This window comes from Kaistella treverensis, from assembly GCF_900114045.1.
In the GTDB taxonomy this organism is placed as follows: Bacteria; Bacteroidota; Bacteroidia; order Flavobacteriales; family Weeksellaceae; genus Kaistella; species Kaistella treverensis.
The window spans coordinates 319040-342925 of sequence record NZ_FORQ01000001.1 but is presented as its reverse complement, the minus strand read 5'-3'; the positions used below and the strand labels follow the sequence as shown (position 1 = coordinate 342925).

General features: G+C 40.3%; 20 protein-coding genes and 1 pseudogene. 6 read left to right on the top strand and 15 right to left on the bottom strand.

Translation table 11 applies throughout. The annotated features are described in order from the left end of the window. Window positions 1-7: 7 nt before the first annotated feature. A complete protein-coding gene (locus tag BMZ55_RS01685) occupies window positions 8-457 on the top strand; it encodes a GAF domain-containing protein (protein ID WP_089818098.1) in 450 nt (149 codons plus the stop codon). A 62-nt stretch (window positions 458-519) separates the two neighbouring features. On the opposite strand, the gene BMZ55_RS01680 is transcribed toward BMZ55_RS01685, so the two are convergent. Then, window positions 520-990: a GNAT family N-acetyltransferase gene (locus BMZ55_RS01680; protein ID WP_089818096.1), complete on the bottom strand. Its 471-nt coding sequence runs from the start codon at window positions 988-990 to the stop codon at window positions 520-522. 387 nt (window positions 991-1377) lie between these two features. After that, the gene (locus BMZ55_RS01675) at window positions 1378-2697 is read right to left on the bottom strand and encodes a dihydrolipoamide acetyltransferase family protein (protein ID WP_089818094.1); all 1320 of its coding nucleotides are present in this window, start codon (window positions 2695-2697) and stop codon (window positions 1378-1380) included. A 129-nt stretch (window positions 2698-2826) separates the two neighbouring features. Here BMZ55_RS01675 and BMZ55_RS01670 point away from each other — a divergent pair, with 129 nt between their 5' ends. Continuing rightward, window positions 2827-3120 carry a putative quinol monooxygenase gene (locus tag BMZ55_RS01670; RefSeq protein WP_089818092.1) on the top strand — a complete coding sequence of 98 codons (294 nt, stop codon included), beginning with the start codon at window positions 2827-2829 and terminating at the stop codon, window positions 3118-3120. A gap of 43 nt (window positions 3121-3163) precedes the next feature. Here BMZ55_RS01670 and lipB read toward each other — a convergent pair whose 3' ends face one another. The 13 genes and pseudogenes from lipB to BMZ55_RS01595 form a co-directional block, all read right to left on the bottom strand. Continuing rightward, window positions 3164-3886 carry a lipoyl(octanoyl) transferase LipB gene (gene lipB, locus BMZ55_RS01665; RefSeq protein ID WP_089818090.1) on the bottom strand — a complete coding sequence of 241 codons (723 nt, stop codon included), beginning with the start codon at window positions 3884-3886 and terminating at the stop codon, window positions 3164-3166. Between the two features lie 216 nt (window positions 3887-4102). Beyond that, a complete protein-coding gene (gene trpA, locus BMZ55_RS01655) occupies window positions 4103-4906 on the bottom strand; it encodes a tryptophan synthase subunit alpha (protein WP_089818086.1) in 804 nt (267 codons plus the stop codon). 124 nt (window positions 4907-5030) lie between these two features. Further along, window positions 5031-6212 carry a tryptophan synthase subunit beta gene (trpB, locus tag BMZ55_RS01650; protein ID WP_089818083.1) on the bottom strand — a complete coding sequence of 394 codons (1182 nt, stop codon included), beginning with the start codon at window positions 6210-6212 and terminating at the stop codon, window positions 5031-5033. Then, window positions 6199-6822 (bottom strand): phosphoribosylanthranilate isomerase, encoded by a 624-nt coding sequence (locus tag BMZ55_RS01645; RefSeq protein ID WP_089818081.1) that lies wholly within the window; start codon window positions 6820-6822, stop codon window positions 6199-6201. The genes trpB and BMZ55_RS01645 overlap by 14 nt, the downstream gene beginning before the upstream one ends. Continuing rightward, on the bottom strand, window positions 6822-7598 hold the full coding sequence (trpC, locus tag BMZ55_RS01640; protein ID WP_089818078.1) for an indole-3-glycerol phosphate synthase TrpC: 777 nt from the start codon (window positions 7596-7598) through the stop codon (window positions 6822-6824). Before trpC ends, BMZ55_RS01645 begins: the two co-directional genes overlap by 1 nt. Before the next feature lie 120 nt (window positions 7599-7718). Continuing rightward, complete coding sequence (gene trpD / locus BMZ55_RS01635; protein ID WP_089818076.1) at window positions 7719-8705, bottom strand: anthranilate phosphoribosyltransferase; 987 nt, start codon at window positions 8703-8705, stop codon at window positions 7719-7721. A 57-nt stretch (window positions 8706-8762) separates the two neighbouring features. Then, entirely contained in the window at window positions 8763-9371 is a 609-nt protein-coding gene (locus tag BMZ55_RS01630; protein ID WP_089818074.1) for an anthranilate synthase component II, read from the bottom strand. A gap of 1 nt (window position 9372) precedes the next feature. Beyond that, a complete protein-coding gene (locus BMZ55_RS01625) occupies window positions 9373-9726 on the bottom strand; it encodes a four helix bundle protein (protein WP_233701866.1) in 354 nt (117 codons plus the stop codon). A gap of 47 nt (window positions 9727-9773) precedes the next feature. Next, the gene (locus tag BMZ55_RS01620; protein ID WP_089818071.1) at window positions 9774-11195 is read right to left on the bottom strand and encodes an anthranilate synthase component I family protein; all 1422 of its coding nucleotides are present in this window, start codon (window positions 11193-11195) and stop codon (window positions 9774-9776) included. Between the two features lie 222 nt (window positions 11196-11417). Continuing rightward, window positions 11418-12548 (bottom strand): efflux RND transporter periplasmic adaptor subunit, encoded by a 1131-nt coding sequence (locus BMZ55_RS01615; RefSeq protein ID WP_089818069.1) that lies wholly within the window; start codon window positions 12546-12548, stop codon window positions 11418-11420. A gap of 13 nt (window positions 12549-12561) precedes the next feature. Then, a pseudogene (locus BMZ55_RS01605) lies at window positions 12562-16932 on the bottom strand (CusA/CzcA family heavy metal efflux RND transporter). A gap of 93 nt (window positions 16933-17025) precedes the next feature. Then, window positions 17026-17529 (bottom strand): DUF2231 domain-containing protein, encoded by a 504-nt coding sequence (locus BMZ55_RS01600; RefSeq protein WP_177179768.1) that lies wholly within the window; start codon window positions 17527-17529, stop codon window positions 17026-17028. A 91-nt stretch (window positions 17530-17620) separates the two neighbouring features. Further along, window positions 17621-17965 carry a hypothetical protein gene (locus BMZ55_RS01595; protein ID WP_143068734.1) on the bottom strand — a complete coding sequence of 115 codons (345 nt, stop codon included), beginning with the start codon at window positions 17963-17965 and terminating at the stop codon, window positions 17621-17623. A gap of 258 nt (window positions 17966-18223) precedes the next feature. Between BMZ55_RS01595 and lysS the strand changes: the two genes are divergently transcribed. The 4 genes from lysS (at window position 18224) to BMZ55_RS01575 (ending at window position 23884) form a co-directional block, all read left to right on the top strand. Beyond that, window positions 18224-19924, top strand: a complete 1701-nt coding sequence (gene lysS, locus BMZ55_RS01590) for a lysine--tRNA ligase (RefSeq protein WP_089818060.1) — start codon at window positions 18224-18226, stop codon at window positions 19922-19924. Between the two features lie 215 nt (window positions 19925-20139). Further along, window positions 20140-22074 carry a DNA topoisomerase (ATP-hydrolyzing) subunit B gene (gene gyrB, locus BMZ55_RS01585; protein WP_089818058.1) on the top strand — a complete coding sequence of 645 codons (1935 nt, stop codon included), beginning with the start codon at window positions 20140-20142 and terminating at the stop codon, window positions 22072-22074. 97 nt (window positions 22075-22171) lie between these two features. After that, window positions 22172-22981: a DUF3298 and DUF4163 domain-containing protein gene (locus tag BMZ55_RS01580; protein WP_089818056.1), complete on the top strand. Its 810-nt coding sequence runs from the start codon at window positions 22172-22174 to the stop codon at window positions 22979-22981. A 51-nt stretch (window positions 22982-23032) separates the two neighbouring features. After that, window positions 23033-23884, top strand: coding sequence for a diacylglycerol/lipid kinase family protein (locus BMZ55_RS01575; protein WP_089818054.1), 852 nt, complete (start codon window positions 23033-23035; stop codon window positions 23882-23884). Window positions 23885-23886 lie beyond the last annotated feature (2 nt).

Here is a 23886-nt window from a genome sequence, read left to right as displayed (position 1 = left end):
AATAAAAATGTCAGAAATTAAAAAACGACTTTCGTCGATTATTGAAAGTCCCGCTCACGATACGCAGGTGAAATTACAGAAAATCTGTCAACTGTTGGATCAGGAAATCCCATATTTCAACTGGACAGGATTCTACTTCAAAAATGGAGACAAAGATGAGCTGATTCTAGGTCCTTATGTTGGGGCGCCAACCGATCATACCATTATTCCGTACGGAAAAGGAATTTGCGGTCAGGTTGCCGTTTCCAATGAAACTTTTGTGGTTCCGGATGTTCACGAGCAGGACAATTATTTAAGCTGCTCCATCGATACCAAAGCCGAAATTGTGGTTCCGATTATTGTAGATGGCAAAAATGTAGGCCAAATCGATATTGATTCGCATAAAGTTGATCCTTTTACCGATGAAGACCGCGAAATGCTAGAATGGCTTTGCGCTGAAGTCGGAAAGATATTGTAACAGATTTGCCTAAAAATAAAAAGTGTGGATTTTACGGTCCACACTTTTTTTTGAATTAAATTTTACTGAGCTAAATCCGCGATGCCTTTTTGGTCTAAACGGTAAACAGTCCATTCGTCCATCGGTTTTGCCTGAAGCGATTCGTAGAAGTCGATTGCCGGCGTATTCCAGTTCAGCACCGACCATTCCATTCTACCGCAATTTTCTTCGCGCGCAATTTTTGCGAGTTCAATGAGCAATTTTTTACCGTAACCTTTTCCGCGGAATTCCGGTTCTATGAAAAGATCTTCCAGGTACATACCTGGTTTTCCCACGAACGTTGAAAAATTAAAGAAATACAGCGCGAAACCAACCGGTTTTCCCTCTTCTTCTGCGAGCAACACTTTTGAAAAATTCTTGGTGAAAATATTCTCGCGAAGTTCTTCTACCGAAGTGATGACTTCATTCTCCATTTTCTCGTAAACGGCTAGTTTTTTAATCAAATCAAAAATAACGGGCGTATCGTCTGGTGTGGCTTTTCTTATATTGAGCATGTGCTATTTTTTAGGAAACCAAAGTTAACTATTTTGAATACAATGGCTAACAAAATAGGCGGCTAATACGGCAAAAAATTTAAACCACAAAAGGCACAAAGTTTTGCTGAAAAATAAGCTGCTTTTTGAGCATAATTCCTCGTTTTAACAACATTTATAAGCGGAAAAGCACAAAGTGCACAAAAGCTGAGAATAAGATATTTGCTGCTTTATGGGCAAAATATTTAACTTTACCAAAGTTTGCGTAAAGTAATGAGGATATAACTTAAAGCTTATAGCTTATAGCATAATGCAAATTTTAAGCTGCTTAAAAAGCACCGCAATAGCAGCTAAAAAAAACCTCCGGAAAATAACCGGAGGTTTTGCTGTTTTTTTCGTTTTACAAGATTAAATCTCGGTATTCATATCCCAGTTCTGCAGATAATCATGAACGTGTTTCAGGAACATTCCACCCAAAGAACCGTCAACCACGCGGTGATCGTAAGAATGCGACATAAACATCAGATTTCTAATCGCGATAACGTCGCCATCTTTGGTTTCCAGAACTGCTGGTTTTTTCACGATGGCACCAACGGCTAAAATCGCAACCTGCGGCTGCGGAATAATTGGTGTTCCCATGAGATTACCGAATCCGCCAACGTTGGAAATGGTGTAAGTCGCGCCTTGAGTATCTTCCGGTCGTAATTTTTTGTTTCGTGCGCGGTGAGCCAAATCATTAATGGCTTTCGCCAGGCCGGAAAGTGAAAGCTGGTCGGCATTTTTAATCACCGGGACAATCAGGTTTCCGTCCGGAAGCGCAGTTGCCATTCCGATATTGATATTTTTCTTTTTGATGATTTTATCGCCGTCCACGGAAATATTGATGAGCGGAAAATCCTGAATCGCTTTTACAATTGCTTTTACGAAAATTGGCATGTAGGTGAGTTTTTCGCCTTCACGCTTTTCGAAAATATCTTTGTGTTTGGTTCTCCATTTTACCACGTTGGTTACATCGGTCTCGATGAATGACGTAACGTGCGGCGAAATTCTTTTCGAATTCACCATCGCTTCGGCAATAATTTTTCGCACGCGATCCATTTGGATAACTTCATCGCCGGCATTTACCTGAACCGGAGCTGAAACCGGAGCAGCTGCTTGCGGTGTTGGAGTCACTGGCGTTTGAGCGGCTGCCGGAGCGCTTTGCGGCGCTTGTCTATTCGCTACGAAAGCCAGAATATCTTCTTTGGTGATGCGGCCTTCCAGACCTTTTCCTTTAATCGACTGCAATTCTGCTTCAGAAATATTTTCCTGCTGTGCGATCGATTTTACCAAAGGTGATAAATATAAATCTGATCCTTCGAAATTAGTTGAAGTTTTTGCGCTTTCCATGGCTTTTACCGCGTCAGAATCTACATTTGGAATTTGAGTTTTCACTTCTTCAGCGCTTTTCGGTTCCTGTGGCTGCTCTGCTACGGCATCACCAGCGCCGGAAACTTCCAGAATCGCAATGGCTTCTCCTACTTTTGCTACTTCATCTTTCTGTTTCAGAATTTTTAAAATTTTCCCCGAAACAGGCGTCGGTACGTCGCTGTCCACTTTGTCGGTTGCGATTTCTACAACCGAATCATCTTCTTTTACGCTGTCGCCTTCGCTAAACATCCAACTGATAATCGTCGCTTCCATCACGCCCTCTCCCATAGAAGGCAATAGTAATTTATATTCTGCCATTTTAATTTTCGGTTTTTACAAAGATAAAAATTTTTACCATTAAGAAAAATTGAATTAAAAAGCCGATTTTTTGATTTTTTTCTAAAATTTACATTTCCAGTTTCTATCTTTGGTGTCTTATTTTAAAACATGAAAAACTTATATATCGTCGCGCTGTTTCAGTTCAAAGAAAATGATATCATGGATGCTTTGGAACTGCTGAAAAAGCTTGTCATTGAAACGCGGAAAGAAGAAGGTTGCCTTCAATATGATTTGGTGGAAGACCGCGAAAATAAAGGCGTATTTTTCATCGTAGAACTTTGGGAAAGTGAAGAGCATCACCACCAGCACAACGGTACGGACCATTTGATGAGTTTCCGTATGCAGTCAACATCGATGCTGCAGAAATCCGCAGAAGTATACAAAGGCTACAAAACTTTTTAGCCGCTAAAAGGGCAGTTTTTTCCGATTTAGCGCGCTAATGAAATCAGATAAAACTGGCCTCAAAAACCGCCAAAAAATGCTTTTTGATTTTTTCTTTCAGCTCCGCCATTTCAGCTTCTGAAAATTCTCTTTCCAGTTCGCGCTGTAGTGAAGTCACCGATTTGTCCCGAATTCCGCAAGGAATAATATATTCAAAATATCGCAAATCCGTGTTTACATTCAGCCCGAAACCGTGCATGGTCACCCATTTCGAGGTTTTCACGCCCATGGCGCAAATTTTCCGTGCGTACGGTTTGCCCACGTCCAGCCAGACGCCGGTTTCGCCTTCGCTGCGCTCGCCGTTTAAGCCATATTCCGCAATGGTTCGTATAATCACCTCCTCCAAGTTCCGCATATAAAGGAAAATATCAGATTTGAAATTGTCCAAATCCAGAATCGGATAACCCACCAGCTGCCCAAAACCGTGGTACGTAATATCGCCGCCGCGGTTCGTTTTTACAAAAGTCGCGTTGATTTCCTCCAGTTTTTTCGCGTTCGCCAGCATATTATGGTCGTCGCCCGATTTTCCGATCGTGTACACGTGCGGATGCTCTACAAACAGCAGATAATTCGGCGTTTCCACTTGCTCATCTTCGCATTTTTGGCGGTTTTCCAGCTTTAGATCGATAATTGTTTTCATCAGTTTTTCCTGCAAATCAAAAGCCGGCTCGTAATCCATCAAACCTAATTCCTGAAAATTCAAACTTCTATTTTGGGTGCGTGTCATTAATTATTATTTTTGGGGGCAATTCCCTCGCAGCCGCCTATCCAGCCGCTCGGGTCGGGCTCTCCGCTGCAATCTTTTTTCCGCGGCGGCTTCGCCGCTGCGGAAAAAAGGATTTTCACTGCGATCCCTATTGCGAAAAATTCGCCGGTTAAAGGTCTTTTTTTTGAAAAAAACCGAAATAATTCACCTGATTTTTTCCGTTGCAAATTTATAAAATTAATTTATTATGCATCGAATAAAACTTTCACCTTCTTCGGCCCAATTTTCCTTGTTCAGCAAAATATTTACAAAAGCCGTCCCGATGATTCCGCCGGCAGCTTTTTCAGTGACTTTTTCGAAATCCATTTTATTTTTAATGCCAAAACCAATCATCACAGGATTTTTCAGATTCAGACTCGCTAATCTTTCCAAATACGCTTCGTTGTTGATTTCTTTCGCATTGTTTCCCGTTGTGGATGAGCTGGAAACAGCGTAGAGAAATCCGGAGCTTAACGAATCCAGATATTTAATTCTTTCGTCCGGAGTTTCCGGAGTCACCAGAAATATGAAATTCAGACCAAACTTTCCGAGTATTTTGCCGTAATTTTTCTCAAATTCAATGGGCGGCAAATCCGGAATAATCAAACCAGAGACGCCGCAATCTTTACATTCTTTGCAAAAATTCTCAAAACCAAAACTTAAAACCGGATTGATATAGCCCATCAAAACAATGGGAATTTTAATTTCATCTTTCACCGCTTTCAGCTGGCTGAACAATTTGGCGATCGTCATGCCGTTTTTTAGCGCAATTTCATGTGCTTTTTGAATCACCGGACCGTCGGCCACCGGATCGGAATACGGCATACCGATTTCCATAATTTCCGCGCCGGCATGCTGAATAAGTTTCATGATTTCCGTGGTGTCCTCCAGTTTCGGGATTCCCGCGGTGAAATAAATGTTGAGTTTTTTGGATTGCGGGCTGTTGGGTGTCGGATGCTGAGTGTTGCGTGTTGCGTGTTGGCTATTATTTTGGTCAGTCATAATTCTGTTTTTACTAAATATTTTTTAAAGCGGAAACCCGCGCCCCGGCCTGAGTGGAGCTCTTTTGCGAGGAGGAACGACGAACAAAAAGCGGGAACGGAGGACGGAAAAGATGCCCAATTCTTTAAAGATTTTGCAAGTAAGTTTCCATGTCTTTGTCGCCACGTCCCGAAAGGCAAATCACGACAATGTCGTCTTTCGCAAACTTTTTCTTGTCCAAAACCGCCAGCGCGTGCGCCGATTCCAGCGCGGGAATAATGCCTTCAGTCTTGGTCAGTTCAAACGCCGATTTCAGTGCTTCTTCGTCGGTGATACTGAAAAATTCTGCCCTTTTAGCGGTAAATAAATTCGCGTGAAAAGGCCCGATTCCCGGATAATCAAGTCCCGCAGAAATCGAGTGCGGATCGATAACCTGACCGTCTTCGGTTTGCATCACAATGCTTTTACTTCCGTGCAAAATTCCTAAAGTTCCCAAAAATGTCGTCGCGGCAGATTTCCCGGAATCCAGACCAAATCCACCCGCTTCCGCGGCGATTAATTTTACATTTTCTTCGTTCACAAAATGGTAAAAAGTGCCTGCTGCATTGCTGCCGCCGCCCACGCAGGCGATGACATAATCGGGTTTTTCGCGCCCGATTTTTTCCTTTAGCTGCCATTTTATTTCCTTGGAAATCACGCTTTGAAACCTCGCTACCAAATCCGGAAACGGATGCGGACCTACAACGCTGCCGATGATATAATGCGTGGTTGTGGCATTGTTAATCCAATCCCGAAGTGCTTCGTTTACGGCGTCTTTCAAAGTTTTGGAACCTGAAGTTGCAGGAATAACTGTGGCGCCGAGCATTTTCATGCGGCCAACGTTTGGCGCCTGTCTCGCAATATCCACTTCGCCCATATAAACGATGCATTCGAGGTTCATCAAAGCGCACGCTGTTGCCGTGGCAACGCCGTGCTGGCCCGCGCCGGTTTCGGCAATGATGCGCTTTTTACCGAGTTTTTTGGCAAGTAAAACCTGACCCAAGGCGTTGTTGATTTTGTGCGCGCCGGTGTGGTTCAAATCCTCTCTTTTAAGATAAACCTGCGTTTGGTATTTTTCGCTGAGATTTTTCGCAAAATAGAGCGGCGTGGCGCGTCCCACATAGTTTTTCAGCAAATCCTGAAACGCGGTTTGAAATTCTTCGGAGTCGATAATTTCAATGTATTTCTGCTTAAGTTCCGCCACATTTGGATACAACATTTCGGGAACGAAAGCGCCGCCAAATTCGCCGTAATAGCCGTTTTCGTCTGGGTTTTTATAATTTTTCATAAAGCTTTTTTATTTTTTCAAGGTCTTTTACGCCGGGTTTAATTTCAAATTTTGAATTGATGTCGAGCGCAAAAGGTTGATTTTTAATATTTGAAATTTGATCTACATTTTCAAGCGAAATTCCGCCGCTTAAAAAGTAAGGTTTTGGAATTTCCAGATCATCTAAAATTTGCCAGTCAAAAGTTTTTCCCGTGCCTCCGTACGCCGCGGAATCGGTGTCGAAAAGAAAAAAATCAACAAATGGATAATGGTAAATTGTTAATTGTAAACTCTTAACGTCGTTTCCTATTCGTATTGCTTTTATAATTTCAATTTCGGGCTTTAAAAAATTCCGAAGTATTTCGACGTATTTTTCGTTTTCATCGCCGTGGAGTTGAACAAAATTTAGGCAACTTTTCTCGGCGATTTCAGCTATTTTTTCCACATTTTCATTTACGAAAACTCCAATTTTTCCGGAATGTTCAATACATTTAATTTCGTCAAAGGTTAAATGATTTAATACAAAACGTGGCGACTTTTCATAAAAAATAAAGCCCAAAAAGTAAGTTTTCAGCGAAATTAATTCCTGAATTTGATCAAGTTTTGTGAGTCCGCAAACTTTTAATTTCATCACAATATTGTATTTGTAAATTCTTCAAAAGCTTTTCCGGGATTTTCGTTTTTCATAAAATATTCGCCCATTAAAAATCCGTCGAAACCTTTTTCCTTTAAAAATTTGAAATCTTCAACATTGTAAATTCCGCTTTCAGCAATCGATAAAGTTCCGCTTGGCAGTTGGTTTTTTAAATTTACCGAATGCTGTAAATCAACTTTAAAATCTTTCAGATTTCTGTTGTTGATTCCGACCAAATCGATGTTTTTATTAAAATGCTGCAATTCTTCTTCGGTATGAATTTCAAGCAAAACTTCCAATCCGAGTTCGTGCGAAAATTCTGTAAATTCCTGTACCTGAGCTGGTGAAAGACAGGCAGCGATCAGCAAAACGACATCAGCGCCAATGGATTTTGCTTCGTAAAACTGATATTCATCAATCATAAAATCTTTGCGCAAAATGGGAATCGAAATCTCATTTCGAACTTTTAAAAAATCCTGCATTTTACCGCCGAAAAAATCCTGGTCGGTGAGAATTGAAATTCCACTTGCGCCAAATTTTTGGTAAGCTTCCGCAACTTCTAAAACGTCAGCTTTATCATTTATAATTCCTTTGCTTGGAGATTTGCGCTTAAATTCAGCGATAATTCCGGATTTTTCTCTCAGTGATTTTTTCAAGGAATAGGTTTTGCGTGCAAAAAATTCGGTGTTTTTTAGCTCGTTAATTGAAACTTTATTTTTTGCCTGCAAAACCTCTGTTTTTTTCCGTTTTACAATTTGTTCTAAAATATTCATTTTTTAATCTTACTTTAATTTAATGACAATCTGCGACCCGGCTTGAACGGAGCTCTTTTTGCGGAGCGCAGCGCAGCAAAAAAGCGGGAGTGGAAGACGGAATTTGTCGCCACAAAAATTTTAATTGATAATATTATTCAGCGAGAGCAACGCATTTCCATTTTCTAAACTTTCCGTTGCTAACGCCAAACAATCATCGTAGCTGCCGTATTTTTCGGTGTTTTTCAGTGCCATCGCGGCATTTGCAAGCACGACGGAATTTTGTTCGAAAGTGCCATTTCCTTCCAGAATATTTTTGAAAATTTTCGCTGCTTCCTGTTTGGAATTTCCACCAAAAATAGTTTCAGCATGAATATTTTTGAAACCTAATTCTTCTGCGGAGAAAATGTATTCGCCGGATTTATCGAAAATTTTGGTGTCTGAGGTCAGAGAAATTTCGTCGTAGCCGTCCAGCGCGTGCACAAGCAGGAAATTTTGATTTTTTTTCTGAAGCAAATACTGGTAAATCCGTGCGATTTCTAGACTGTACACGCCGATCATTGAATATTTCGGCTTCGCGGGATTTACCAACGGACCCAAAACATTAAAAAAGGTACGCAAACCCAAGCCTTTCCGAAGTGGACCAACCGATTTCAAAGCCGGATGAAAAACGGGCGCGTGCAAAAAACAGATGTTTCCTTTTACCAAGTCTTTCTTTAAATCTTCGGAATTGGATTTAAATTGATAACCCAATTCTTCGAGAACATTTGAAGAACCGGAGATCGTAGAAACGCCGTAATTGCCGTGTTTTGCCACTTTCTGTCCCGTTCCCGCAACCACAAAACTAGCCAAAGTGGAAATATTGAAGGTGTTTTTGCCGTCGCCACCGGTTCCCACAATATCCACCAAATCATTCGTTCCCAAATCCACGGGCACCGAAAGCCGAAGCAGCGCCTCCTGAAAACCCGCCATTTCGTCGAGCGTAATGCTGCGCATCAGGAAAACGGTAACAAAAGCTGTGACTTCATTTTCGTTGAATTTATTTTGCGCAATTTCGGTGAGAATTGCTTTGGCTTCAGCTTTTGAAAGCGTATTGTGATTGAATAAATATTGTAAAATGTCTTTCATTTTTTAAATTGAGAGTTGATAATTAATAATTGGCAATTAATAATTAACCATTAAAAGCTAACCATTAATAAAGTTTTCAAGAATTTGCTTTCCATGCGGTGTTAAAATGCTTTCAGGGTGATATTGTACGGCATGAACGTCGTAGGTTTTGTGCTGTAAACTCATGATCATCCCGTTTTTATCAACGCTTGTAATTTGGAGTTCTGCCGGAAAATCTTCGGTGTTTACTGCCCAGGAATGATATCTGCCGACTTCTAAAATATCGGGCAAATTGTGCAAAATTTTGTGATTTGAAATTTTTGTAGCTTCGGTAGCAACGCCATGATAAATTTCGGCAAGATTGATTAAACTTCCACCAAAAGCTTCCGCAATCGCCTGCTGACCGAGACAAACGCCCAAAATTGATTTTGTTGGCGCGAACTTTTTAATGACTTCAAGCAAAATTCCGGCTTCTTCGGGAATTCCAGGTCCTGGTGAAAGTATGATTTTATCATATTTTTCAATGTCTTCCAGCGAAATTTGGTCGTTGCGGAAAACATCAACTTTTTCCTGCGTAATCTGCTCAATCATCTGAACGAGGTTGTAGGTAAAACTGTCGTAATTATCGAGAACCAGGATTTTGGTTGAAGGTTGATGGCTGATGGTTGTCGGTGTTGTATCCGTCATTTTATTTATTTCTATAATAATTAATAAATCCGTTCAATAATTTTTTGCAGATTATTATCTGGTTTAAAATGATTGTAAGCTGTTCTTCATTTAAATAGTTTTGATCAAATGAAATGTACAACTGTGTTTCTAACTCGTAGAGCGATCCTCTTGCAATAAACAGAAAGTGTATGGTCTCTTTTGATGAATCTCTTCCGCAACCTTCTGCGATATTTGACGGAACAGAAACTGCACTTCTCCTCATTTGACTTGTAAGACCAAATATTTCGTCTCCAGGATAATTTTTAGTCGCTTTGTAAATTAGGTTTGTAAGTGTTCTCGATTCTATCCAAACATTAAGATTTATGTATTCCATATCCATTTATGTATTTCTATCAACTATGATCTATCAACAATCAACTATTACCCAATTTTTTCCGCTTTTAAAACTGCTTTTTTCAGCGCGCCAAGTTTATGGTTAACTTCCTGCAATTCGTTTTCAGCGGAAGATTTTGCCACAATTCCAGCTCCAGCTTGGTAAAATAAAGTATTGTTTTTGCTTAAAAAAGTGCGGATCATAATCGCCTGATTACAGCTTCCGTCGAAACCGACAAAACCAATAGAACCGCCGTAAAAACTTCTGGAAGTTTTCTCGTATTCATCGATAAGCTGCATGGCGCGGTATTTTGGCGCACCGCTTAAAGTTCCTTGCGGAAAAGTAGTTGCAATCATTTCATACGGATTTTGATCTTCCGAAACCTCAGCAGTAACTTCAGAAACCATATGAATAACGTGAGAAAAAAACTGAATTTCCTTGAGTTTTGAAACCTTTGTATTTTTTCCCAAAATACTTAAATCATTTCGTGCTAAATCAACAAGCATGGTATGTTCCGCGTTTTCTTTCGCATCTTTTCGAAGTTCTTCAGCTGCTTTTAAATCATCTTCTACATTTCCGGTGCGCTTGAAAGTTCCTGCAATCGGGTGAATTACTGCTTTTTTATCCTTAATTATCAATTGACTTTCCGGACTGGAGCCCATTAATTTATAATCTCCATAATCGAAGAAAAATAAATATGGTGACGGATTGATGTTCCGCAAAGCGCGGTAGACATTGAACTCGTCGCCGACAAATTTTTGTTGAAATCTTCGGCTTAAAACCAGCTGAAAAACATCACCACGGAAACAGTGTTTTTTTGCTGTATCAACAGCAAATAAATATTCATCGTCGGTTAAATTGGATTCTTCATCACCCACTTTTTCAAAAGGAAAAGTTGGCGCATTTTTTTGCTGAATCAGATTTTCGATTGTAGAAAGTTCAGATTTTAAACCCTCGATTTTGTTTTCGATCAAAAACATTTCATCGTTGTGGTGATTAATCGCAATCACGTACTGATAAAGACGGTAACGTAAAAGCGGAATTTTATTTTCGCTGCTTTTTTCAGTAAATTTTATATTTTCAAAAAACGGAATCGCGTCGTAAGAAGTGTAACCAAAAAATCCCTGCGCCGATGTCCCGAGCGGCAAATTCGGTTCTTCACATTGGAAAACGTCAGAAAAATTCTGAAGTAAATCGGTTAATTTTTCGGTTTTAATATCGATTTTTTCTGCACTTTCAAGCGGAAATTTTATTTGTGCTTCCTCATAATTTCTAATTTCTATTCCGGCAATCGCATTCACCGCGATAAATGAAAAATTATTGTCGGTATTTTGGTTTCCGGCGCTTTCCAAAAGAATGGTGTCGCGGAACTGGTCGCGCAGCCTGAGGTAAATTCCAATCGGAGTGAAAAGGTCGCTCAATGTTGATTTTACCGTGGTTTTCAGCTTTATTTTTTGGTTGAATTTCATGCAGATTTTTGATTTTTGGATATAAAAAAAGACTTTAACACAATGTCAAAGTCTTCTTATTATTTTGATAAAATATATTTTTTTACACAAAAGAACAGTGCTCAAGACTTTGAAAGTTTTGAGGCCACCACCAGTTTGTATTGTTTACCGATTTCATTGTTGCAAATGTATAAATCATTTTCTTACCACCAAGAAAAAATGTTATAAATCTTTTATTAAAATCTACTCTTCAACGTTTTTCAGCGCCATCAGCAAAGTGTAAGCACCTTTAATTACATACTTTTTGCTGCGGTTTTTCGGTTCGAAATTTACAAGTTCGGAAAACCCATTTTCAGAATTTCCTATGGTCACAGGAAACATTGCAAAAGTTTTAGGCTGTATTTCTTCAAAAATATATTGTCGGTTTTCCCAGGTCACGATTGCATCATCGTTAATTACGAAACCATTTTCCGCATTCACCTCAAATTCAGCGTTCATAAATGTTCCGGGAATTAATGATTCGTCCTTGTCAATCAAATCACAATGAATTGTCACACTTCGGTCCGGCGCGAAATCTTTACCAATAAGTTTCACTACAGCGGCATATTTTTTCTCCGGATTTTGGTTCGTAAATGCACGGACGCGCTGTTCCAGAGAAATTTTACCAAGGTCTTTTTCAAAAACTTTAAGTTGCAGTTGCGTGGAATTGTTATTGATGATGGTAAAAATTACTTCCGCCGGCGAAACGTACTGGCCAACAGCAACATTTACCGTTGAAATATAACCGGAAATTGGTGCTGTAACCGAAATACTTTTATGGATTTTTCCCGCGCTTACACTTTTCGCATCAATTCCGTATGAACGCAACTGCGACGCAATACCTCGAACAGCCGCATTTTGATTTTCTGCATCATTCAGCGCTCGCTGCGTAACTTTGTTGGAACTTGCCTGATATTGATTTAAATACTTCTGTCTTTCGTAATCTTTTTGCGCGTAACTGAGTCCGGATTTTGCCTGAAGATAATCCTGTTGAAGTTTTGCGAGTTCAGGATTTTCAACAACGGCAAGCGTCTGACCTTTGGAAACAAAATTTCCGGGCATAAAACGGGCAATTTTTACAATTCCGCCAGACGACGACGAGACGCTGGACATCGCTTGCGGCGGCACATCAATTTGCCCCGAAAGCATAAGTTTGTTCGCAATCTCCTGACTGCCGAGCGTTTTGGTTTCAATGCCGGCATTTTTCAGCTGTCGATCCGTTAGCGTGATTTGATTACCCGAAATAGTAAACGTATCTTTTACCACCACTTCTCCCTTTTTTGAACAGGAAAAAAGGAGCGCAACAGCAGAAATTATGGTTATTAAATGTTTCATTTTTTTTGTTTTTTTATTCGCCTTTTAAAGCGTTCAGTTCTATAATTTTTTCGTTAAACAGTTTTTGCGCGTCAATATAGCGGCTCTGAATTTCGAGACTTTGATTGACGAGCATGGTGTATTCCAGGTAATCTATTTCGCCTTCTTTTAAAAGCAGATTCGCCGTGAACATGATGGTTTCCGCGTTTTTCAGGCCACCACTTTTGTAATATTCAAGTTCTGATTTCAGTTTTTCCGATTCAGCAACAGCTACGGCGTATTGATTTTTCAGATTTTCGACGGCTATTTGGTAATTATTTTCGGCAATTTGCTGATTGATTTTCTGACCTTCAATCACCGATTTCTGCGCAGAATTAAATACCGGCAAACCAACACCAACCAATCCGCTTTGGAAACGCTTTCCATGATTATAGAATTTTTCGTCCGCACCAAAACCGTACTGTGTCGCGGAGGTTATCCCGAAATTAAAAGTCGGTAAAAGCTTGGTTTTTTCGGCGTTTAAACGGGCATTTTCTATATTTTTTTGCTGTTCAAACTGTTGCAGAATTGTTGGATTTCCTTCGTAAATATGATTTTCATTCAGCTGCGTTTTGTAGAAATCATCTTGAAGATTCGTGAAAATATAAGTGTCATTAATTAAATAATTAAACAGCTGAAGTGCCACCTCGCGGTCTTTTCTCAAATTCTGTAATTGAATTTCAGCCTGACTTCGGTAATTTTCCGCTGTTGTTTTCTCTAAAATATTGCTTTCGCCCGCGCGCAACCGAAGCTCCGCTCTCTGAAGGTATTTTGAGTAAATGCTGTCGGTTTTTTCAAGAAGTTTCTGCTTTTCGTCGAGGTAATTTAAAGTATTGTAAACCTTTGCCAAGTCACGTTTTAAATAGGATTTTTGAACCTCAAGACTCAACTGCGCATTATTCCATTCTTCCACCAAAACCTGAGTTTGGTTTTTGTAAAATTTCGGTAAACGCAGCGTTTGCTGAATTGAAACAGCGTTGTCCACATAAGCCGAATTCATTTGGCCGATTTCACCCGTAATATTTAGCGGATCAATCGCGACTGCGGAATTTTTAATTTTCTGCTGATAATCAATTTTTAGCTGACCTGCTTTTATCGAAAGGTTATTTCCAATTGCTTTCTGCTGCGCGGTTTCAAGCGAAACAGGAATTTGAGAAAAAACCCTCAAACAGGCCAGAAAAAGTAGTATTGTTAGATATTTTGTTTTCATTTTTAAAATTTATTCTTCAAGATTTACAGTTTTTCTGCGCTGTGGAAAATGCTTTTCAAACCAAATATATACAGTTGGCAAAATGAAAAGCGTTAGGAAAGTCGCGAGTAGTAAGCCACCGATAACCACGGTTGCAAGCGGCCTTTGCACTTCTGCCCCTTCGCCCTGACTTAAAGCCATTGGTAAGAATCCAAGTGAGGCAACCAAAGCGGTCATTAAAACCGGGCGAAGTCTCATTTTACCACCAATTCTTACTATTTCATTCAAATCTGAATGGGTTTCTTTCTGCCGGTTGAATTCGGCAATCAAAACAATCCCGTTGAGCACTGCAACGCCAAAGAGCGCGATAAAACCGACACCTGCGGAAATGCTGAAATTCATGCCGCGAAGCCACAATGATAGAATTCCACCGATTGCTGATAATGGAATTGTAGTGAAAATGATCAGGCCGTATTTTATCGAGTTGAATGCGAAGTAAAGCAGCAGCAGGATTAAAGCTAAACTCACCGGAACTGCGATTCCCAGACGTTTTTGTGCCTGCTGTAAATTTTCGAAAGTTCCGCCGTATTTTATGGTATAACCAACCGGAAGTTTCAGTTCTTTATCAACAACTTTCTGTAAATCCGTAACCGTAGATTTGATGTCGCGACCTTTGACATTGAAGCCAACGATGATTCTGCGGTGCGCCTGTTCGCGCTGAATTTGGTTTACACTTTCTTTAATATCCACCTGCGCAACAGAAGCCAGTGGAATTTCACCACCTGAAGGCAACGGAATCAAGAGGTATTGTACGTTTTGCAAATTTTTACGAAGGTCGCCGTCCAGCCGTACCACGAGATCAAACTTTTTCTCCTCTTCAAAAACAGAACCCGCAGTTTGGCCGGCAAAAGCAGTATTCACCATTTTGTTGACTTCGCCAATATTCAAACCGTATTGCGAGAGCGCGGCACGATTGTATTCAATGACGATTTGCGGCATTCCGGAAACAGGTTCAACGTAGATGTTTTCAGCACCATCGATTTTCTTGGAAATTTCTCCCAATTTTTCTGCGTAAACTTTCAGCGAGTCGAGATTTTCACCAAAAATTTTACAGACAACGTCTTGCCGCGCGCCGGTCATGAGCTCATTAAAACGCATATTTACCGGATACTGAAAAGAATAAGTAACGCCAATGAGATTTTTTTTGAGCTCTGCGGACATTTTTTCTGAAAGTTCATCGTAAGTAGTTGCGGACGTCCATTCAGCGCGCGGTTTCAAAATAATCATCATATCGCTGGCATCAATAGGCATTGGGTCGGTAGGAATTTCGCTGCTGCCGGTTTTCCCCACAATTTTTTCGATTTCAGGAAATCTTTTCAGCAGAATTTGCTGACTTTTTAGTACTGCTTCGGTGGAAGTTTTTAGATTACTTCCCGGTAAAACCCGCGTGTCTACAGCAAAATCGCCTTCAGGCAATGTTGGAATAAACTCGCCACCCAATCTTGACATGATAAAAACCGAAATAAAGAAAATAACCAAGGTTCCGAAGAAAAGCGCATTCTGATATTTCAAAACTTTTTTCAAAATTCGGTCGTACCCAGCTTCCAGTTTCGCCATCATCCGGTCCGCATAATTTGTCGTGTGCGTAATTCTTTTCGAGAGAAACAGTGCGCTCATCATGGGAACGTAGGTCAAAGACAGAATAAATGCACCTAAAAGCGCAAAAATTACCGTTTGCGCCATCGGTTTAAACATCTTGCCCTCCACACCTTCCAAGGTTAAAATCGGCAAATAAACGATCAGAATAATAATCTGCCCGAAGACCGCTGAGTTCATCATTTTTCCGGCAGAACTCTGTACGGTTTCGTCCATTTCCCGTACGGTCAGCATGCTTTTGTTCTGAAGTGTTGGACCGTGAAGCCGATGGAGAATTGCTTCGACGATGATTACAGCACCGTCCACAATTAAACCGAAATCCAGAGCACCCAAACTCATCAAATTTCCGCTGACTCCGAAAAAATTCATCATAATGAAGGCAAACAGCATCGAAAGCGGAATTACTGAAGAAACAATAAGCCCGGCACGCAGATTTCCGAGGAAAACCACCAAAATAAAAATGACGATAAGCGCACCTTCAATTAGGTTTTTTGAAACCGTTGAAATAGCGTTGTTCACCATTTTGGTACGGTCTAGAAATGGTTCGATTACCACGCCTTCGGGTAAGGTTTTTTTTATTTCTTCAATCTGGGATTTTACCTTTTCAATCACCTCATTAGAGTTGGCACCTTTCATCATCATCACCACCGCGCCCGCAACTTCGCCTTTTCCATTGTACGTCATTGCCCCGTATCTTATCGCATTTCCGTACTGAACTTTACCAATATTTTCGATTAAAACTGGTGTCCCGTCGGGAAGGTTCTTCACCACGGTTTTTTCAATATCCTGAATTTTTCCCATTAAACCTTCCGTTCGGATGTAGAGAATTGTGGGACCTTTTTCGATATAAGCGCCGCCCGTATTTTGGTTATTGTTTTCAAGCGCAGTGAAAACTTCCTGCATCGTGACGCCCATCGATTTCAGCTGTGATGGATTAACAGCAACCTCGTACTGTTTTAGGTTTCCGCCAAAACTCGCAACATCAGCAACACCATCGGTGCCGAGAAGTTGCCGTCGAACAATCCAATCCTGAATCGTGCGCAGCTCCATTGCATTAAACCGATGTTCGTAGCCGGTTTTTGGCCGGATGATGTACTGATATATTTCTCCAAGACCTGTGGAAATTGGTGCCATTTCGGGGACGCCGAGTGTTTTCGGAATATCTTTGGAAACATTTTGCAACCGTTCGGAAACCTGTTGTCTTGCAAGATAAAGATCTACACCTTCTTCGAAAACGATGGTAACCACGGAAAGTCCGAAGCGCGAAAAACTCCGCATCTGCTTAATGCCCTGAATATTGTTCATCGACTGCTCAAGCGGAAAAGTGATGAACCGTTCGATGTCCGGAGCGCCCAAACTAGGTGACGAAGTGATGATCTGAACCTGATTGTCAGTTATGTCCGGCACCGCATCTATTGGCAGTTTCCGGAGTTCTATAATTCCATAAATAATCCAGCCGAGCGTCATCAGAATAATGATCAGCTTGTTTTTTATGGAAAAACTGATGATTTTGTCTAACATTGTAAAATTTTAAATTAATTATTTAGCAAAGTTTTTACGCGCTAATGATCTCATAATTAGAAAACTATGAGATTCATTAGCCATAAAAGGACATTAATCATCGTGTTCGTCTGCTACATTTTCAGCAGCATTATCGCCGCCATTATCAGTTTGCGCGTCGTTTCGGATCTCAGTGTGACGGATTTCACCACCGGTTGTTCCTGCTTTTTGGGCAAAAAACAGGCTCGAGACAGCAAAAATTCCGACCAAAAAAGGCATTATTTTGGAAAATGTAAAATTTCTGAAACTCGCGAACAGTGCGACCAAACTTAAACCGCCTACGACATAGGAAAGTCCGGCGAAAAGCTCAGCAGCTTCTTCATGAGTTTTAATTAAACTTTCGGCAACGCCGGGAAGATGTTCCACGCCTTCTTCGGCGCCTTCGCCAGTAGCCATCGCCGCGATGGAAGCAACAGCACCCAAAATAAAAATGATATAAGCATTGCGTTTTGAAACTTCGGATTTAGCAAAAATTCCGATAAGCAGAAGCACGATTCCTACGAAAGGAAATATAATTGGCAAATGGTTTACAACCAAGTGCAGATGTGAATTGTTCATTGTTTTTGATTTTAAAATTTAAATAATAAGATTGGCGAAAACCTTTCAGCAAACGGTTTTGCTGAAAATACTTCCTGTGTGGTTTTACTAATTAAATAAAAATCGGCGGACGGAAAATAGACGCGAACGCGTCTGAAGTGTGTCCGGAGAAATAGGAAAAAATTGGTGCTTTTTGCCCGAAATTTTCCGGTGCTTTTAGTTTAATGCTGAAAATTTCCGGAACGGCAAGCGAGCCAATAGAAAAAACATTGCTTTCGTGCGTCTTAAAAGGCAATTTCATATCCTGGCTGTAATCGGAATCTATGCCGTGGTCTTCGAAATAATGCATTTCTATAAAAGAGAAAAAAGTGGTGTTTTTGCCGGTAATTTTGTGCGAAATGTAATGTTCGACGAGGTTCGGCAACTTCAAAATCTGGCGCGCCTCTGTAAAAGACAAGAGGTAAATGCAGAGAAAGAAATATATAACCGGCTTTTTCACATCACAAAGGTACGACGGGAAACACCCAAAAAGTACGGCAAAAAGTAATTTGGAATTACTTTAATTAAAAATAAAAAATTGGTCATTCAGCCTGTAAGAAATTTGAATTTAATGCTGAAAATTTCAGGTAAATTTTAGCCGCTATTTTGCCATTTTTTTCGTTATTTCAGTTGCAGAAAATTCTGTAAATTTGCCATCTTAAAATTTGTCAGCATCATGCAGTTATCAGAACAGGAAATTATCCGCAGAGAAAAGTTAAAAAGCCTGGAAAAATTGGGCATCAACGCATTTCCCGCCGAAGAATTTAAAACCACCGAAACCACCGAAACCATTAAGCAGGATTTTGCTGAAGGTAAAAAGGTTGTTATCGCCGGCCGCTTGATGAGCCGACGAATTCAGGGAAAAGCGAGTTTTGCGGAACTTCAGGATTCTGCCGGTAAAATTCAGGTTTATTTTAACCGCGATGAGATTTGTCCGGGCGAAGACAAAACGCTTTACAATGAGGTTTACAAGCATCTTTTGGATATTGGTGACATCATCGGTATCGAAGGTGAACTTTTTACCACACAGGTTGGTGAGATGACCGTAAAAGTGACGAATTTCAAGATTTTAACCAAATCTCTACGTCCGCTTCCACAACCAAGAACCGACGAAAACGGAGTAATTCACGACGCTTTCAATGATCTGGAACTTCGCTACAGACAGCGTTATGTGGATTTAATTGTAAATCCGCATGTGAAAGAAGTTTTCATCAAAAGAACAAAACTGTTCAATGCAATGCGGACTTTTTTTAACGACGCAGGATATTTCGAGGTGGAAACGCCAATTTTACAGGCAATTCCGGGCGGCGCTGCGGCGAAACCTTTCATCACGCATCATAATGCTCTCGATATTCCCCTTTATTTGAGAATTGCGAATGAATTATATTTGAAAAGACTGATTGTTGGCGGTTTTGACGGTGTTTATGAGTTTTCTAAAAACTTCAGAAACGAAGGAATGGACCGAACGCACAATCCGGAATTTACCGCGATGGAAATTTATGTCGCGTACAAAGATTATAACTGGATGATGGATTTTACCGAGAAATTGCTGGAATTTTCCGCAATGCAGGTAAATGGAAGTGTAGAATCTACGTTCGGCGAGCATACAATCAGCTGGAAAGCACCGTATCCGCGCGTTTCTATGACCGAAGCTATTAAAAAATATACAGGTTTCGACATTACGGGGAAAACCGAAGAGGAACTGTTTGATTTTGCAAAATCCATTGGTGTGGAGGTGAATGAAACCATGGGGAAAGGAAAATTGATCGACGAAATTTTTGGTGAAAAATGTGAAGGTAATTTCATACAGCCGACTTTCATCACCGACTACCCTATTGAAATGTCGCCTTTAACCAAAAAACACCGCAGTCAGGAAGGTTTAACAGAACGTTTCGAACTGATGGTTTGCGGAAAAGAAATCGCAAATGCCTATTCGGAATTAAATGACCCGATTGACCAAAGAGAACGCTTTAACGAACAGCTGAAATTAGCGGAAAAAGGTGATGATGAAGCAACCGGCTTTATCGACGAAGACTTTCTTCGCGCGCTGGAATATGGCATGCCACCAACTTCCGGTTTGGGAATCGGTATGGACCGTTTAATTATGTTTTTAACCAACAATCCTTCCATCCAGGAAGTGCTGTTTTTCCCGCAAATGAAGCCGGAAAAAGCTGCACCAACTTTCGAGCTTGATGAAGACGAAAAAATGGTTTTAGAAATCCTGAAATCGCAGGAAGAACCAATGACTTTGAACGTGGTAAAAGTGAAAAGTCAGCTTTCCGGAAAAAAGTGGGATAAAGCCGCGAAAAATTTAACCAAATACGAATTGGTTAAAGTTGAAAAAATTGATGACGTAGTTTTGATGAAAGCACTTTAAGCGCTACATTTTTTGAAATATTTAATCCCCAAATTTTCGGGGATTTTTTTATGGATTTTCCCCAATTTTATAGGCGAATAAATTTCAATATTCCATCGAAATTCAGTATCTTTGTTGGTCTTTTGAAATAGAGAAAAAACGCTCTGTTTCTCAGCAAATTTTTAATTTAAAAATATTTAAAATTCGGGGCTTTGGTCCTGAAGAATAGAAAAAATATGAGCCAAAAAGAATACACAGCGAGCAGTATACAAGCATTAGAGGGAATGGAGCACGTAAGAATGCGGCCATCAATGTACATTGGAGATGTGGGCTCCAGAGGTCTGCACCACCTGGTTTACGAGGTTATTGACAACTCCATAGATGAAGCTTTGGCAGGCCACTGCGACACCATTTCAGTGGTGATTCACGAAGGTGAAAGTATTTCGGTAAGAGATAACGGCCGCGGTATTCCGGTGGATATGCACGAAAAAGAACAGAAATCTGCCCTGGAGGTTGTAATGACCAAGATTGGTGCGGGTGGAAAGTTCGATAAAGATACTTACAAAGTTTCCGGTGGACTCCACGGTGTGGGTGTTTCGGTGGTTAACGCGCTTTCCAATTCTTTGGTGGCGACCGTTTACAAAGACGGTAATGTGTATCAGCAAAAATATGCTAAAGGAAAAGCTTTGGCAGATGTGGCGCAAATCGGTACAACTGAAGAACGCGGAACTTTGGTTTCGTTTACGCCGGATGACACCATTTTCCAGGATTTGGTGTACAGCTACGATACTTTGGCCAGCAGACTTCGCGAACTTTCTTATTTGAATAAAGGCATCACGATTACTTTGACTGATGAAAGATTCATCGATGAAGAAGGCGCTCAGAAATTCGATATTTTCTACTCTGAAGGTGGTTTGAAAGAATTTGTTGAATATATCGATGGTAACCGCGAAAGTATTATGAACAACGTCATCTTCATGGAAGGTGAAAAAGACAATATTCCGGTGGAAGTTGCAATGCGTTACAACACGTCTTACAACGAAAATCTGCACTCTTACGTAAACAATATCAATACGCACGAAGGTGGAACACACCTCGCGGGTTTCCGTAGAGCTTTGACAAGAACTTTAAAAAAGTTCGCTGATGAAATCGGTCTTCCTGCAAAAGAAAAAGTAGAAGTTACCGGTGACGATTTCCGTGAAGGTTTAACTGCGGTTATCTCTGTGAAAGTGATGGAACCTCAATTTGAAGGTCAAACCAAAACAAAACTTGGAAACTCCGAAGTTTCCGGTGCGGTAGACAAAATTGTTGGCGAAATGCTTACTAATTTCCTGGAGGAAAACCCGAACGAAGCGAAATTAATTGTTCAGAAAGTAGTTCTTGCAGCAAAAGCACGACAGGCGGCGAAAAAAGCCCGCGAAATGGTACAGCGCAAATCGCCGATGGGCGGCAGCGGCTTACCGGGAAAACTTTCCGACTGTTCTTCAAAAGATCCCGCAATTTCCGAACTGTTTTTAGTTGAGGGAGATTCCGCAGGTGGAACAGCAAAACAAGGACGTGACCGTCATTTTCAGGCGATTTTGCCTTTACGAGGTAAAATTCTGAATGTGGAAAAATCAATGCTTCATAAAGTTTATGACAATGAAGAGATTAAAAATATTTATACCGCATTAGGAGTTTCTGTAGGAACCGAAGAAGACAGTAAAGCGCTGAATATCTCCAAGTTACGTTACCATAAAGTGGTGATTATGACCGATGCTGATATTGATGGCGCGCACATTTCAACCTTAATTCTTACCTTTTTCTTCCGTTATATGAAGGAACTGATCGAAAACGGTTACATCTACATCGCGCAGCCGCCATTGTACTTACTGAAAAAAGGCAGCAAGAAGATTTATGCCTACAACGAGAAAGAACGCGAAGAAATTACGCTTCAGCTAGCGCCTGATGGCAAAGGTGTGGAAGTACAGCGTTACAAAGGTTTAGGGGAAATGAACCCGGAACAGCTATGGGACACGACTCTGAACCCAGAATTCCGTATTTTGAAACAGGTAACCATTGAAAGTTTAGCAGATGCTGATAATGTTTTTTCAATGTTGATGGGCGATGAAGTTCCACCAAGACGTGAATTTATTGAGAAAAACGCAATTTATGCAAAAATCGATGTGTAACACTTCAATTATTCAAAAACAAAAAAACCGCTCAATTTGGGCGGTTTTTTTTATTTTAAGATTTCAGCGAAATAAAAATAATTAAGTAAATTTAGACATGAAATTTTCCGTCATTTATTTTCTCGCTTCGTTTCTCGCAATTTCCGGTTGTGAGCAGAAAAAACCAGCCGTACAGAAGTCTGCCACGGAGAAAACTGAAACTGCAAAGACGGTTTCAAATTTTGTAGTAGATTCAATTTCGGTTAATGATTCGCTGGAAATAACTAAGAATCTGACGGCGTCTTTCGCCAAGAAAATCCTGATTTTCCCCAATTTTAACCGCCAAAATATTTTAGATTCCATTTACGCGCCCGAAAAGATTCAGCTTAAAGACTATTCAAAAGAAAATCTGGGAAAAGCTTTGGAAGAAAAAAAACAAGGCTATTTCGATGAAACCAAAAAATCGCTGAAAAACTTTAGTCCGGATTTCAAGCAAACATGGACCAACAATTCAAAAATGGCAGTTTTTTCCAATACCAACGGTTTTCTGACTTTGGTGTATACCGGCGACGGTTACACGGGCGGCGCGCACGGCTATTACTATAAAAAATTCAAAGTTTTCGACCTTAAAAACAATAAAACTGTTCAGCTTTCCGACGTACTCACCAATCAGGATGCTGGAATCTGGGGACGGATTTTAATGGATAACTTCCTTAAAAATGATCTGGAAAACGGCCAGAGCGAAATGCTTTTGGTGAAGAAAATTCCGCTGAACGACAACTTTTATTTCGACGCCGAACATCTTTATTTTCTTTATAATCAGTATGAAATTGCAGCGTATGCCGCCGGTCCGGTTTTAGTTAAAGTTCCGCTGTCCGACATTAAACCGTTTTTAAATTCCAATTTTAAAAAGCGAATGGGTTTGTAGATTAAAACTGAGTTTCACGATTAACCGCACACTTTCGCTATTTTTGCAGTTATGAACCACGTTGCTTTCATCATCAACCCATTTTCTGCGCAGAAAAATTATCAACCGTTTTTAGAATTATTAAAAAAAAGCCTCGAAAAGCCGGTAATTTTTCTTTCAGATTCCGTTGAAGGGACTGAAAAATTCATCAAAGAAAATTTTGATCACATTGATATTTTTGTGGCAGTTGGCGGTGATGGAACAATTTCGTCGGTAGCAAAAAACCTCATTTTAACCGACAAAATTCTTGCAATTTTTCCCGCAGGTTCCGGAAACGGTTTTTCGAACGAAAATAATTTTACCAAAAATCTGGTCAGTTTGCTCGGAAAAATCAAGAATGGAAATCACCGCGCAATCGACACTTTCATGGTGAATGAGCATTTTTCCATCAATGTTTCAGGAACCGGTTTCGATGGAAAAGTGGTGAAAGATTTCGAAAAAACAAGCCGCGGCTTTTCAAATTATATCAAAGTTTCTCTGCGTACTTTTTTCCGTTTTAAAACCGTGGAAATTCAGTTTAAAGCAAAAGAATTCCAGCAACACAACGGAAATTATCTGATGATAAACGTCGCAAACACGCGCCAGTTCGGCAATAACGCATACATCGCGCCGCACGCCAGCACAATGGACGGTCTTGCAGAAATTGTTTTGGTGAAAAAGTTCCCAATTTGGTACAGCGGAATTTTTGCGGTGAATATGTTTGCTAAAAAACTGAAGAAAAACCGTTACCTCACCTACCTTTCCGTTCCGGAAATTGAGTTTAGCGTTGATTCTGAGGATTGGCATCTGGACGGCGAATATACGGTGATTAAATCACCGATTCACGTCAAGGTTTTACCGAAAAGTTTAAAAATTCTGGTTTAAAA